General features: G+C 66.4%; 18 protein-coding genes. 12 read left to right on the top strand and 6 right to left on the bottom strand.

Annotation, left to right across the window (positions count from 1 at the left end; genetic code table 11):
* Nucleotides 1-125: 125 nt before the first annotated feature.
* Complete coding sequence (locus tag ACT89H_RS19195) at nt 126-374, bottom strand: hypothetical protein (RefSeq protein ID WP_445109990.1); 249 nt, start codon at nt 372-374, stop codon at nt 126-128.
* A gap of 236 nt (nt 375-610) precedes the next feature.
* The gene (locus ACT89H_RS19190; protein ID WP_445109989.1) at nt 611-1,264 is read right to left on the bottom strand and encodes a Uma2 family endonuclease; all 654 of its coding nucleotides are present in this window, start codon (nt 1,262-1,264) and stop codon (nt 611-613) included.
* Nucleotides 1,265-1,548: 284 nt separating this feature from the next.
* Between ACT89H_RS19190 and rpsH the strand changes: the two genes are divergently transcribed.
* The 9 genes from rpsH (at nt 1,549) to map (ending at nt 7,140) form a co-directional block, all read left to right on the top strand.
* A complete protein-coding gene (gene rpsH, locus ACT89H_RS19185) occupies nt 1,549-1,947 on the top strand; it encodes a 30S ribosomal protein S8 (RefSeq protein WP_445109988.1) in 399 nt (132 codons plus the stop codon).
* Between the two features lie 12 nt (nt 1,948-1,959).
* Nucleotides 1,960-2,499, top strand: a complete 540-nt coding sequence (rplF, locus tag ACT89H_RS19180) for a 50S ribosomal protein L6 (protein WP_445109987.1) — start codon at nt 1,960-1,962, stop codon at nt 2,497-2,499.
* Between the two features lie 2 nt (nt 2,500-2,501).
* Nucleotides 2,502-2,909, top strand: a complete 408-nt coding sequence (gene rplR / locus ACT89H_RS19175; RefSeq protein ID WP_445109986.1) for a 50S ribosomal protein L18 — start codon at nt 2,502-2,504, stop codon at nt 2,907-2,909.
* A gap of 70 nt (nt 2,910-2,979) precedes the next feature.
* Nucleotides 2,980-3,639 (top strand): 30S ribosomal protein S5, encoded by a 660-nt coding sequence (gene rpsE / locus ACT89H_RS19170; protein ID WP_159922822.1) that lies wholly within the window; start codon nt 2,980-2,982, stop codon nt 3,637-3,639.
* Nucleotides 3,639-3,836: a 50S ribosomal protein L30 gene (gene rpmD / locus ACT89H_RS19165; RefSeq protein WP_445109985.1), complete on the top strand. Its 198-nt coding sequence runs from the start codon at nt 3,639-3,641 to the stop codon at nt 3,834-3,836. The genes rpsE and rpmD overlap by 1 nt, the downstream gene beginning before the upstream one ends.
* Nucleotides 3,833-4,276 (top strand): 50S ribosomal protein L15, encoded by a 444-nt coding sequence (gene rplO / locus ACT89H_RS19160; RefSeq protein WP_445109984.1) that lies wholly within the window; start codon nt 3,833-3,835, stop codon nt 4,274-4,276. Before rpmD ends, rplO begins: the two co-directional genes overlap by 4 nt.
* 172 nt (nt 4,277-4,448) lie before the next feature.
* A complete protein-coding gene (gene secY / locus ACT89H_RS19155; protein WP_445109983.1) occupies nt 4,449-5,771 on the top strand; it encodes a preprotein translocase subunit SecY in 1,323 nt (440 codons plus the stop codon).
* Nucleotides 5,768-6,313, top strand: a complete 546-nt coding sequence (locus ACT89H_RS19150; protein WP_445109982.1) for an adenylate kinase — start codon at nt 5,768-5,770, stop codon at nt 6,311-6,313. The genes secY and ACT89H_RS19150 overlap by 4 nt, the downstream gene beginning before the upstream one ends.
* Before the next feature lie 29 nt (nt 6,314-6,342).
* Entirely contained in the window at nt 6,343-7,140 is a 798-nt protein-coding gene (gene map / locus ACT89H_RS19145; protein WP_445109981.1) for a type I methionyl aminopeptidase, read from the top strand.
* 434 nt (nt 7,141-7,574) lie between these two features.
* On the opposite strand, the gene ACT89H_RS19140 is transcribed toward map, so the two are convergent.
* The 4 genes from ACT89H_RS19140 to ACT89H_RS19125 all read right to left on the bottom strand — a co-directional run bounded on the left by ACT89H_RS19140 (nt 7,575) and on the right by ACT89H_RS19125 (nt 11,075).
* Nucleotides 7,575-8,372 (bottom strand): class I SAM-dependent methyltransferase, encoded by a 798-nt coding sequence (locus ACT89H_RS19140; protein WP_445109980.1) that lies wholly within the window; start codon nt 8,370-8,372, stop codon nt 7,575-7,577.
* A 36-nt stretch (nt 8,373-8,408) separates the two neighbouring features.
* Nucleotides 8,409-8,840: a DUF4254 domain-containing protein gene (locus ACT89H_RS19135; RefSeq protein WP_445109979.1), complete on the bottom strand. Its 432-nt coding sequence runs from the start codon at nt 8,838-8,840 to the stop codon at nt 8,409-8,411.
* Nucleotides 8,837-9,160 carry a hypothetical protein gene (locus tag ACT89H_RS19130; protein ID WP_445109978.1) on the bottom strand — a complete coding sequence of 108 codons (324 nt, stop codon included), beginning with the start codon at nt 9,158-9,160 and terminating at the stop codon, nt 8,837-8,839. Before ACT89H_RS19130 ends, ACT89H_RS19135 begins: the two co-directional genes overlap by 4 nt.
* A 391-nt stretch (nt 9,161-9,551) precedes the next feature.
* The gene (locus tag ACT89H_RS19125; protein WP_445109977.1) at nt 9,552-11,075 is read right to left on the bottom strand and encodes a hypothetical protein; all 1,524 of its coding nucleotides are present in this window, start codon (nt 11,073-11,075) and stop codon (nt 9,552-9,554) included.
* 167 nt (nt 11,076-11,242) lie between these two features.
* Here ACT89H_RS19125 and dtd point away from each other — a divergent pair, with 167 nt between their 5' ends.
* The 3 genes from dtd (at nt 11,243) to ACT89H_RS19110 (ending at nt 12,716) form a co-directional block, all read left to right on the top strand.
* Nucleotides 11,243-11,686: a D-aminoacyl-tRNA deacylase gene (dtd, locus tag ACT89H_RS19120; RefSeq protein WP_445109976.1), complete on the top strand. Its 444-nt coding sequence runs from the start codon at nt 11,243-11,245 to the stop codon at nt 11,684-11,686.
* A 185-nt stretch (nt 11,687-11,871) separates the two neighbouring features.
* Nucleotides 11,872-12,195, top strand: coding sequence for a hypothetical protein (locus tag ACT89H_RS19115; RefSeq protein WP_445109975.1), 324 nt, complete (start codon nt 11,872-11,874; stop codon nt 12,193-12,195).
* A gap of 20 nt (nt 12,196-12,215) precedes the next feature.
* A complete protein-coding gene (locus tag ACT89H_RS19110; RefSeq protein ID WP_445109974.1) occupies nt 12,216-12,716 on the top strand; it encodes a YbaB/EbfC family nucleoid-associated protein in 501 nt (166 codons plus the stop codon).
* Nucleotide 12,717 lies beyond the last annotated feature (1 nt).

The following is a 12,717-nucleotide window of genomic DNA, read 5'->3' as shown; positions in this document are numbered from 1 at the left end:
GGGACCGTCAACCCAACGCCACGTTGTGCCGAGCGAACGTGCGGCGTCCGTATACGAGTGGCACACGGTCGAGGGGTCTACTCGCGTTTGCCGCAATTACGTACGCCACTCGCGGGTATCGCGTGTCATCGCCGGTCCGGATTGTTTTTGCAGTCACCGGCGAGAATGTCGTCGACGCGTGCGGCAAGTGTGGGATCGCCGCTGGCAAAACGCTTCAGGCGTACCGGCCGAGATCGGCGGCGGATTCGCTTCGCGGCCAGATGAATAGCGTCGTAAATGATTTCCGCACTGTCGACACCGGTCCGCCTTGCCGCGTCCTCGATGACGGCCAAATCTTCAGCATCGGCGTAGGCCGTGATTCGCTCGAGAGGCATATGCACACTGGGCTCGGTGAGCCCGTCGTCCTTCCTCGCCTTGCACCGACTGTGGGCATCACGAGCCGTATGCTTCGCCACGAACGCCCCAGTGTCGCCTCTGAGCTTCTCATGCGCCTGGGGCTCCTTCATTGGTTCGCGTCAACAATTCAACGAACCTGTGTCTGATTCGCCGGTTCCACCTCCAGGCGTGCGGCGATGGCTCGGACCAGCAGAGGCCAGGTCCCCCGAGCCCGTCAGAACTCGAGATCCGACCAGGGGATGTGGATCGGGAACGGGAAGTCGATGGTGATGGCGTCGGAGTCCTTCGGTGTCCATTCGCCGGTTACGAGGTAGTTTGCGGGGCGCAATGGGTGGACCCCAGGCGGGAGTTCGCCGGGGGTCGTCTCCAGGGCGTAGGCGCGGACCATGGCGATGGCGCTCCGCTGCGGCTCGAGCCTGACCTCCCAGTACCACGGGATACCCGACCTGGCGTAACGCGCTCGCTTGGCTTCCATGTCGGTCTGGGTGTTCGACGGAGAAAGGACCTCGCCGACCAGTACGACGTCTTCGGCTCGGATGTCCTGATAAGGAGCGTCCAGGCAGCGATAGGCGAGAAAATCGGGTGTCACGAAGTCGGATTTTCCGGTCTTGCCGAAGAACACATTGGTTTCGAAGTCGACGCGCCAGCAGCGCTCGGGCTGCTTCGCCATGCCTTCGCGTGCGCTTCGCTTCAGGGCGCTGGTCAGGGCGAATGTGAAGGCTTGATGTTCCGCAGGCCCCTGGCGTAGCCAGACGACACGCCCGTCCCAGAGTTCGATCTGCCCGGCGATCTCTTCGGGCAGTTGTTCGAGTTCCTCCCAGGTCATGTACTCCGGGAGGTCGGGTCGTTCGATGCCTGGACTCGACATGGTCCTTATGTTAGCCCGGTCACGGGCTGTTTCCGCTGGTCGTGAGTCCAGTGAATCGGGCCTCTCGCCGCCCCTGATTTTGCCCCGGTGAACCCGTTGCCTACACTAGAGCGGTTGCCTGGGCAGCTCCATGTCCGCATGCGTGCGCTCGGGCGATCGAACCTCCTCCGGTCGGCAAGGGTCGACCGGACCATCCGAATTGTCGTAGGCCCACCGCTGGTCATGCCGATGTGCATGGCGGCGCTGTATGGGAACCGCGGCGAGAAAGGTGTCTAGGTCGAACCATGACCATGACTGATCCGATCGCAGACTTCCTGACACGTCTGCGCAACGCCAACTCGGCGTACCACGATCAGGTGAAGGCTCCGCACTCGAAGCTCAAGGCGAACATCGCCGAGATCCTCAAGCGCGAGGGTTACATCGCCGACTACCGGACCGAGGACGCGCAGGTGGGCAAGACCCTCGTCGTCGACCTCAAGTACGGCCCGAGCCGCGAGCGCAGCCTCGCCGGCGTGCGCCGTATCTCCAAGCCCGGTCTGCGCGTGTACGCGAAATCCACCACTCTGCCCAAGGTGCTCGGCGGCCTCGGCGTGGCGATCATCTCCACGTCCTCCGGCCTGCTCACCGACAAGCAGGCGGCCAAGCAGGGCGTGGGCGGCGAAGTCCTCGCTTACGTCTGGTAAGGGAGCAGGACTATGTCGCGTATTGGTAAGAAGCCCATCGCCGTTCCGGCCGGTGTGGATGTGACCATCAACGGCCAGGACGTCGCGGTGAAGGGGCCCAAGGGCGCCCTGTCGCTCACCGTCGCCGAGCCGATCACCGTCGCCAAGGGGGAGGACGGCCAGCTCGAGGTCGCCCGCCCGGACGACGAGCGCCGCAGCCGCGCGCTGCACGGCCTGACCCGCACCCTCGTGTCGAACATGATCGTCGGTGTGACCCAGGGCTACGAGAAGAAGATGGAAATCTTCGGCGTCGGTTACCGTGTCGCGCTGAAGGGCCAGAACCTCGAGTTCGCTCTCGGCTACAGCCACCCGGTGCCGATCGAGGCTCCCGAAGGCATCACGTTCGCGGTGGAGTCGCCCACCAAGTTCTCCGTGTCCGGAATCGACAAGCAGAAGGTCGGCCAGATTTCGGCGGTCATCCACGGCCTGCGCAAGCCCGACCCGTACAAGGGCAAGGGCATCCGCTACGCCGGCGAGGTCGTGCGCCGCAAGGTCGGAAAGACGGGTAAGTGATCATGGCGCAAACCGAAAACCAGAAGGCCAAGCGCATCCCCCTGGGCAAGGACGTGTCGACGCAGCGTCGTCTGTCGAAGACGCGCCGTCACTTCCGCCTGCGCAAGAAGGTCGCGGGTACCACCGAGCGTCCGCGCCTGGTGGTCAACCGCTCCTCGCGCCACCTGCACGCGCAGCTGGTCGACGACTCGGTCGGCAAGACCATCGCCGCCGCCTCGACCATCGAGCCCGACGTGCGTGCGCTGGAGGGCGACAAGTCGGCCAAGAGCAAGAAGGTCGGCGCCCTGCTGGCCGAGCGTGCCAAGGCCGCCGGTGTCGAGGCCGTCGTGTTCGACCGTGGTGGGCACGACTACCACGGCCGGATCGCCGCACTGGCCGATGCCGCTCGCGAAGGTGGGTTGAAATTCTGATGCGTAGCCTGCGGAGCATCCAGGAAACACAGCTGAGCGTTCAGCTGATCATGAACGGAAGGAACGTCTGATGCCGGGACGTCAGAGGCGTGACGGCGGAAGCGGACCCGCCGGACAGAATGGCAGCGCCCCCGAGGGCGGCCGCGGCGACCGTCGCGGTGGCGGCGACCGTCGGGGCGGCGGCGACCGTCGCGACAGCGCCGCGGAGAAGAACCAGCTCGAGCGGGTCGTCGCGATCAACCGCGTCTCCAAGGTCGTGAAGGGTGGTCGGCGCTTCAGCTTCACCGCCCTGGTGATCGTCGGTGACGGCAACGGTCTGGTCGGCGTCGGCTACGGCAAGGCCAAGGAAGTTCCCGCGGCCATCCAGAAGGGCGTCGAAGAGGCTCGCAAGAACTTCTTCCGCGTCCCGATGATCGGCTCCACCATCACCCACCCGGTTCAGGGTGAGGCGGCGGCCGGTGTGGTCATGCTGCGTCCGGCCTCGCCGGGTACCGGTGTGATCGCCGGTGGCGCGGCTCGTGCCGTGCTGGAATGCGCCGGTATCCATGACATTCTGGCGAAGTCGCTCGGTAGCGACAACGCCATCAACGTCGTGCACGCGACTGTCACTGCCCTCAAGCAGCTGCAGCGTCCGGAAGAGGTCGCGGCCCGTCGTGGCCTGCCGCTCGAGGACGTCGCCCCTGCCGGCATGCTGCGTGCGCGCGCCCAGGCTGCCGGAGGTGTCAAGTAATGGCAGATCTCAAGGTGACCCAGATCAAGAGTTCGATCGGCGCCAAGAAGAATCAGCGCGACAGCCTTCGGACCCTCGGTCTGCGCGGAATCCGCAAGACCGTGGTCCGCGAGGACAACGCCCAGAACCGCGGGCTGATCAACGTCGTGCGCCACCTCGTGACCGTTGAAGAAGTCGGGCAGGAGGGCTCGCGATGACCATCAAGTTGCATCACCTGCGTCCGGCTCCTGGCGCCAAGACCGCGAAGATCCGTGTGGGTCGCGGTGAGGGCTCCAAGGGCAAGACCGCGGGCCGCGGTACCAAGGGCACCAAGGCGCGCAAGAACGTCCCGGCCGCCTTCGAGGGTGGGCAGATGCCGATCCACATGCGGCTGCCCAAGCTCAAGGGCTTCACGAACCCGTTCCGCACGGAATACCAGGTCGTGAACGTCGGCAAGATCGCGAAGCTGTTCCCCGAGGGCGGCGAGGTCGGCAAGGCCGAGCTCGTGGCGGCCGGTGCGGTTCGCAAGAACCAGCTGGTCAAGGTCCTCGGCGATGGTGAGATCGGCGTCGCGGTCCAGGTGACCGCGGACAAGGTCACCGGCGCGGCGAAGGAGAAGATCACCGCGGCCGGTGGCACCGTCACCGAGCTGGGCTGACGGTACTCTGCATGACAGCGGCACCGGACGAGTGAAGAGCTCGTCCGGTGCCACTGTTAGAGTTCAATTGTTGTCTGCCAGCCTCGCCGTGGTTTTCGGCGTCCCTTCTGTGTCGAGCAGGGACCATCGCTGAATATCCATGTCATGACCATGTCGTTCGCCAGGAGGATCAGTGCTTTCCGCCTTCGTATCGGCCTTCCGGACTCCGGACTTACGGCGGAAGATTCTCTTCACGCTGGGGTTGATCGCGTTGTACCGGCTGGGTGCCTCGCTGCCGTCCCCCGGTGTCGACTACAAGGCGGTCCAGGAGTGCATCGACCTGGTCTCGGGCGGTGAGTCCGGCGGCATCTACCAGCTGATCAACCTGTTCTCCGGTGGTGCGCTGCTGCAGCTGTCGGTCTTCGCGATCGGCATCATGCCCTACATCACCGCGAGCATCATCATCCAGCTGCTCACCGTCGTCATCCCGCGGTTCGAGGAACTGCGCAAGGAAGGCCAATCCGGCCAGACGAAGATGACGCAGTACACCAGATACCTGTCGATCGCCTTGGCGATTCTCCAAGCCACGGGCCTGGTCGCGCTGGCGGCTCGTGGCCAGCTCCTGCAGGGCTGCCAGAAGGACATCCTGGCCGACACCAGCATCTTCGGCATGATCATCATCGTGCTCGTGATGACCGCGGGCGCGGCACTGGTGATGTGGTTCGGCGAGCAGATCACCGAGCGCGGCATCGGCAACGGCATGTCCCTGTTGATCTTCTCCGGCATCGCCGCCCGCATTCCGAGCGAGGGCAAGGCGATCCTGGACAACCGGGGCGGTCTGGTCTTCGGTCTGGTGTGCGTGGCCGCGCTGGCGATCATCACGGCCGTGATCTTCGTCGAGCAGGGCCAGCGCCGGATCCCGGTCCAATACGCCAAGCGCGTGGTGGGCCGGAAGATGTACGGGGGCTCCTCGACCTACCTGCCGCTGAAGGTGAACCAGGCGGGTGTCATCCCGGTCATCTTCGCCTCGTCGCTGCTGTACCTGCCGAACCTGGTCGCGCAGCTGACCGGGTCGCAGAACACCAAGAATCCGAGCTGGTGGCAGGAGATCATCCAGAAATACCTGGTGAACCCCGGCAACCCGGTGTACATCGCGATCTACTTCAGTTTGATCGTGTTCTTCACCTACTTCTACGTCGCGATCACCTTCAACCCGGAGGAACGCGCCGACGAGATGAAGAAGTTCGGCGGCTTCATCCCGGGTTACCGTCCCGGTAAGCCGACCGCCGATTACCTCAACTTCGTCCTGAGTCGTATCACCCTCCCCGGCTCGATCTACCTCGGTCTGGTAGCGGTGCTGCCGAACCTGTTCCTCGATATCGGCGCCTCCGGCGGTACCCAGAACCTTCCGTTCGGTGGTACCGCGGTGCTGATCATGGTGAGCGTCGGTTTGGACACCGTGAAGCAGATCGAGAGCCAGCTGATGAATCGAAATTACGAAGGGTTCCTCAAGTGAGAGTTGTTCTGCTCGGTCCGCCGGGCGCCGGTAAAGGCACCCAGGCCGTCCTGCTGTCGGAGAAGCTGGGCGTTCCGCACATCTCCACCGGGGACCTGTTCCGTGCGAATATCAGCCAGCAGACCCCGCTGGGCCGCGAGGCGCAGAAGTACCTGGACGCGGGCGATCTGGTGCCCAGCGACGTGACCAACCGCATGGTGGAGGCGCGGGTCAACGAGCCCGACGCCGCCAACGGCTTCGTCCTGGACGGATACCCGCGCACGGTCGATCAGGCCGACGCGCTGGAGAAGATCCTCAAGGACATGAACGCCAGTCTCGACGCGGTGCTGCGCTTCGTCGTGCCGGAGGACACCGTGGTCGAGCGGATGCTCGCCCGCGGCCGCGCCGACGACAACGAGAGCGTGATCCGCAACCGGATGCGGGTGTACCGCGAGGAGACCGAGCCGCTGCTGGACCACTACGACGGCCTGGTCGTATCGGTGGACGGCGTCGGCGAGGTCGACGACGTCAACGCGCGGGCGCTGCGCGCGCTGGGCCGCTGAGCCGGCTCATGATGGAGCGCTGAGGCCGGATGGTCTTCAACCGCAAGAAGAAGGTCGTGCCGTTCCGCACGGCAGGCGAACTGGATGCCATGGCGGCGGCCGGCGCGATCGTCGGCCGCGCCTTGGTGGCGGTGCGCGCGGCCGCCAAGCCCGGCGTGTCCACTTTGGAACTGGACGAGGTCGCCGAGCAGGTGATCCGGGACGCGGGCGCGGTGCCCTCCTTCAAGGGCTATCACGGTTTCCCCGCGTCCATCTGCGCCTCGGTGAACGACCGGGTGGTGCACGGCATTCCGACGGCGGAGGAAATCCTCACCGAGGGTGACCTGGTCTCCATCGACTGCGGCGCGATTCTCGACGGTTGGCACGGCGATTCGGCCTGGACCTTCGGTGTCGGCACGATCATCGAGGCCGATCGGTTGCTCAGCGAGGCGACCAAGGCGTCGATGGAGGCCGGTATCGCGGCGATGCTGCCCGGTAACCGGCTGACCGATGTCTCGCACGCCATCGAGTTGGGCACCCGGGCGGCCGCGCAGGAGCACGGGCGCGCCTACGGCATCGTCGACGGCTACGGCGGGCACGCCATCGGTCGTGAGATGCACCTCGACCCGTTCCTCGCCAACGAGGGCGAGCCCGGCAAGGGCCCGAAGCTCGTGGTGGGATCGGTGCTCGCGATCGAGCCGATGCTCACGCTCGGCACCACCCAGACGAAGGTGCTCGACGACGACTGGACCGTGGTCACCGTAGACGGCAGTCGTGCGGCACATTGGGAGCACACGGTCGCCGTCACGGAGGACGGACCCCGGATCCTGACGTTGCGTCCGGAGTAGCACGGCTGTCGAGTTGCCCCGGTTCGACGACACTGCGCGGCGAGGAAACGAGCCGCACCGACGCCAGGGTTCCCTGGTCGATCTCGCCGGCTCCGCGCGTGCCGACACGATGCGCCGGCCCGCCACCGGGCGATACCCAGCGTTCGCTGGATCGGTGACGTCGTTCCTTGCACCCGCGTCCTTCGCGTCGATCCGAAGCGGTGGGCCCGGTCGGTGCCCGTGCGAGGGTGGAACGGTTACTTCTCCTCAGGGTTCGGACTGTTCTGAACGATGCCGTCAGCGTATGGTCGGGCAGTGGGCGGTGACCTGAGTAGACCGCTACTCGCATCGGCTTGGCGCACGCCGCAGTTCGTCGAGACCCCGCCTGCCCCGCACATGCGGCGACGGTGTCGTCACCGCTGTGGCCTGGCTATCTCGTGTGCGTAAGTAGCCGTTCAGTCCGCAGCGCGCAGCGTTGTTCGCAGCGCCGAAGTGACTATGGGCAGATCGAATTCGCCGTGGGCCGTCTCCGGCCGCTCGCGCAGATAGGCCATGATCCGGCCGAGCACCTCGGCCCGCTCCTCGGGCGAGATCACCAGCGTGTGCGATTGCGTGCCGATGGTCGCGGTCAAGGACTCGGCCGTGCGCCGCTGCCGGTGCGGGAAGGTCGACCGTTCGAACAGGTGCTCGCGGAAGATCGAGTGGGCGGGCAGAACGACCTGTCCGCCCGGTGGCTGGGGCGTGGACACGCTGGAACCGGCTACGTCTTTCAGCCCGGCGACCCACTCCACGGAATTGTCGTCGGTGTTCCACAGGGCGGCGAGAACGCCACCCGGCCGCAGCACTCTGAGGAACTCCGGATAGGCACGGTCCAAGTCGAACCAATGGAAAGCCTGCCCGGCGACGATCGCGTCCACCGAATCGGCCGCCAGCGGAATGGCTTCGGCCGAACCGGCGTGGGCGGTGACGCCGGGGAACCGGCAGGTGAGTTCGGCGCGCATGTGCTCGTCGGGTTCCACGGCGATCACGACGGCACCCGCTTCGAGCAGGCCCTGGGTCAGCTTGCCGGTGCCGGCGCCGAGATCGAGGACGGTCAGCGGTCGCCGGTGGGCGACGCGGGCCAGCGCCCAGCGGATGGCCGCGGCCGGATAATCGGGACGGTGCTCGGCGTACGCGGCGGCGTGCGCGCCGAACGAACTCGCCCGCCTGGCGTGCCAGGCGAGCTTCTCTCCTCGGTCGTCCGGACTCCCCACCCGTTCGATTTTACGGATGGGGAGCCGCGACGGAACCTACGATGCGCCGGGGAGTCTTCGCACGCCCGCGCAGACCTCGGCGGCCAGGTCGTCGTAGCCGACGGCCAGTTCGGCCAAGCGCTGCCAGGCGTCCCACAGATCCCACTCCGAAGCGCCGGCCAGCGCCGCGTACGCGTTCGCGGTGAACTGGGCCAGGCGATCGATCACGGCGCCGACGGTCTCGGTGTGCACGTGCGCCGCGCCGTGAGCGGGGGGCAGTTGCACGGTGATCCAGCGGTCGATGTCGCGAATCAGGTTCGCGCGCAACGCATCTATTTCGTCGAGCGATTCGGGTCCCGCGCTGAGCCTGCGCTCGTGCAACGTGGTGAGCTCGTGCGCACCGCGCAGCAGCGGGTTGCTCTCGTGCATTTCGCCTCGGCAGGCTTGCAGCACCTGATGTTTAGCCGGCAGGACCGCCCCGGTGGTCATCGCCCGACCGTTCCGGTACAGGAGCGTACGGTGTCGACGATGGACGAGCCGGAGGGGCGGAAATCGTTCTGAGGAGCCACGATCCAGTGCCGATAGCCGGCGTCGGCCGCGGCGGGAGACGGCAGGGCGATCTCGCCGCCGGAGGGCACGATGGAGACGTTCAGACGGAACAGCTCTGCGAACAGCCGGACATCGTCGGGCAAGTCGGGCCGGGTGAGGAAGGTCCAGCGTTTGGACCGGACATGAGAGATGATCGGACCCAACGTAGTTCGGCGGTCGGTAAGATCATCGCGGACTTTTTGCCCCAACCCGGCGGGCATCGTGATCGCGCCGACGAATCCGGCACGGAGGACGATTCGGCCTATCTCCGGATGAACTCCGGCGGGCAGGTCGCAGGTGTGTCGATAGTAGGCGCATCGGGCGGTCGGGGTGTCCGCCAACGCCAGTTGGTCCATAGAGCCCTCGGGTAGCTTCGTGTGACTTTTTCCAAGCCGCCCGGACGGCGCTGCGGCAGCAGTGCTGTGATCCAGTGCATCGTGCGGGCGTTGTCTCAGTAGAGCACTCGATGGAGTTGATCAAACATTCCGTTCAATAAGTTCTCGAGGAATTCGTTTGCCCGCGGCCTACCGGTGGGTGCGGTAACCGGCAGGAGACGCGACGCAGGCCGCCGCATGCCCTACCTTGCCGCGAAGCGAGACCGCCGCGGCGTTCTCAGGGGGTGGTGCGGAAGAACAGCACGCGATCGCCGTGCTCGGACAGCGGCGTGTCGACACTGATCTGGCGCAGGCCGCAGTCCGGCAGGTACGTGAGGTTCGCGAACACCTTCGTGTTGCCGAAGGCCGCGCGCAGTTTGCTCTCCGTCGCCCGGTCCGGGTTGTACAAGGCCAGTGTCTCGAAATCCAGTGGTGCCAGCGGTTTGTCGAGGGGAGCCTGCCCGGCCGGGCGGCCGAGCGCGGCATACTGGGTGGCCGCGCCGCGCTCGTACCAGCACAACTCGTAGGCCACGTCCTCCGTGACGGTAATCGCCGCGACCGGCCAGTCCTGGGAGAGACGCAGTGCCAATGGATGTTTCGCCACCGGGGTGAGTTCCCAGTTCAGGCTCATGACCGTCACCCATCCGCCGAAGGGCTGGTCGATCAGCACGATGTCGTCGCCCAGGGTGGGGGAGGTGTTCACCTTCGGCTCGCGGATCTTCCACTTCGACTCGCGCGTACCGAGATAGCTCTCGCGGTCCAAGGGATAGGCGTCGTCGACGGCGTAGGCCGCGATGATCGCGGCGCGCACTTGGGCGATGGCGTCCCGTTCCGGCAGGTACACGCTGAGTGCGCCGAAGGTGGAGCCGATCTGCACCGGTGTGGACGGCTGGTCCTGCTCGGTACCCGGCGCGAGCGGTCGCAGGCCGACCAGGGCCAGCTTCCAGTTGATCTCCTCGACGGTCGACAGGTCGCCGGAGGATTTGAACATGATCTGCTGCTGGGTGAGCCGTCCGGCTCCCTCCAGGGTGCGGCAACCCAGTTCGACCAACGCCCGTTGGGTTTTGGGGGTGAGATCCAGGTCCTGGATGCCGCAGGCGCGCAACCGGATCGACATGCCGGTGGAGGTGAAGGCGGCGTACCGCTCGCGGTACATGGCGATGGCCTGCTTGCGCGACCGGCCGACCATGAGCGTGCGCAACAGCGTGCTCAGGCTGGCCAGGTACTTGCCGGACAGCTCCGGATTCGCCGCGGCCAGGGCGGCGCGGATGCGGGCCGCCTCCTCCGTCGCGGCCACGGCGGCATCCTGGTCCAGCCTGCCCAACCAGACACCGCACTTGGACAGGCCGTCGGCGCACGGGCCTGCGACCTCCGGGTGCTCGCGCGCCACTTGCCGGTAGACGTCGCAGGCGCGCCGGATCGTGCTGGTGGCCAGCTCCCTGCGGCCGCCGTGCCGCGCCGCCTGCTCGAAGGAACGCAGCGCGTCGTTCAGCTCCCCGGCCAGGCGGGCCGTAAGCACTTGGCCCCTGGACAGCAGGCGCAGGCGGATCCCCACCGCTTCTTCGGCGGGCGCCAGCGCTTCCCTCGTGCGGTCGCGCGTCGAGCCGTTGTTCTTGGTGGCGATCAGCCCCTTGGCGAGTTCGCCGAGCGAGGTGGCCAACCGCAATTCGGATTCGACCGTCCGGTCGAGGGCCGCATACCGATCCGCCGCGATCCGACGCTCCATCGCGTCCAGATCCAACGCGCTCCTCGTTTCCAGCATGATCCTCCGCCAACACGCGGCAAACCGCGCAACACAATCTTCTGCGCACCGAGTTTGTCATGCTTGCCGCCCGCGCGCACCTGCATCCCGCCAGGCAGACCGGGCCGTTGGGCGGTCGAGGACCCGCGCGGCGGCCGTCGTCGCGGCGGAAGGCATGATCGAGGGTTGTGCGAGCCCTTCTGCAGCGCGTGAGTTCGGCGCGGGTCACCGTCGGCGAGCAGGTCGTCGGCCGGATCGATCCGGTGGCCGACGGCCTGCCGCACGGCCTGGTCGCCCTGATCGGCGTGACGCATTCCGACACCGAGGCGACCGCGCGGGCACTGGCCGACAAGGTGTGGCGATTGCGCGTCCTCGACGGGGAGCGCTCGGCAGCGGATCTGGGCGCGCCGATTCTGGTGGTCAGCCAGTTCACCCTGTACGCGGACACGAAGAAGGGCAGGCGCCCGTCCTGGTCGGCGGCCGCGCCCGGCGCGGTGGCCGAACCGCTCGTCGAGCACTTCGCGCAGGCGTTACGCGAACTGGGGGCAACCGTGGCCAGCGGGCGGTTCGGTGCGCACATGCACATCGACTTGGTGAACGACGGCCCGGTCACCCTCATGGTGGAACTGTGAACTGCCGTCCTGCCCCGAAAATCGGGGGCGCCGAGGGCAACTGACGCGTCGGCACTGTGCCTGACCTGCGCGCGGAGTCTGCCCGCAAACGCCGGGGAATGTGCCGTTCACATTGGCGTCACTGGTGATTAGTCATCCGGTGTTACCGTGGATGGGAAGAAATCGAGGGTGGAGGAGCGGACGCGATGGCGGACAATGTCGAATTCGACGAGCATCTGTTCCGCAAGGCGGCCCAGAAGACGGGGCATGTCGAGCATCGGATCACCGGCATCATCGACAGATTGAAAGCGTCGATCGACGCGCGGAAAGACTGCTGGGGCAACGACAGTATCGGCCGCAACTTCGCCAACGGCCCGGACGGCTCGGGCGGTTACACCACGACCAGGGACAACCTGATCCAGGGCGGACGCAACGTGGCGGGCACGTTCCGTAACTTCAGCGACGGACAGACGAAGACCGCGAATCTGCTGCGCGACATGGAGCACGGCAACCGCGACGGCATCCGCTGACCAGGGGGCTCACCGACCACATGACGAACGAGCAAGCCAAGGCGGACTTGGCCGACATCCTCGATGGCGTCCAAGAACAGATGCGGATCATCGCCCGGCTGCAGCAGGAGCGCGCCGAACTGACCGGCCGCGCGACGGTGCGCGGCAAGCGGGTGACGGTGGTGGTGAACGCCGACAACACGGTGATCGATACCCAGTTCGGGACCGATATCGAGGATCTCAGCCATGCCGAGATCGCCAAGGCGGTCACCGAGGCCGCGCAGCAGGCCAGCGCCGAGGTGGCTCGGAAGACGCGAGAACTGATGGCGCCACTGGAAACTCATCGGGCGCGGATGCCGAAGCTGTCCGATCTGGTCGAGGGCATGCCGGAGGTGCGCGCACCCGAACCCATCCCGGCCCCGACCGCTGCGCCGAATGCCCGGGAGCGCAGGGAGTTCTCGGACGGCAGCGGCATGCGCTTCACCGATACCGAGACGGTAGAACGCCATCGTGGTGGATCGGTCACCGATTCCAGCTGGTGAG

The sequence above is a fragment of the Nocardia aegles genome, assembly GCF_052545135.1.
Note: the sequence above shows the minus strand (reverse complement) of the source record. Positions and strands in the feature narration are given on the sequence as shown.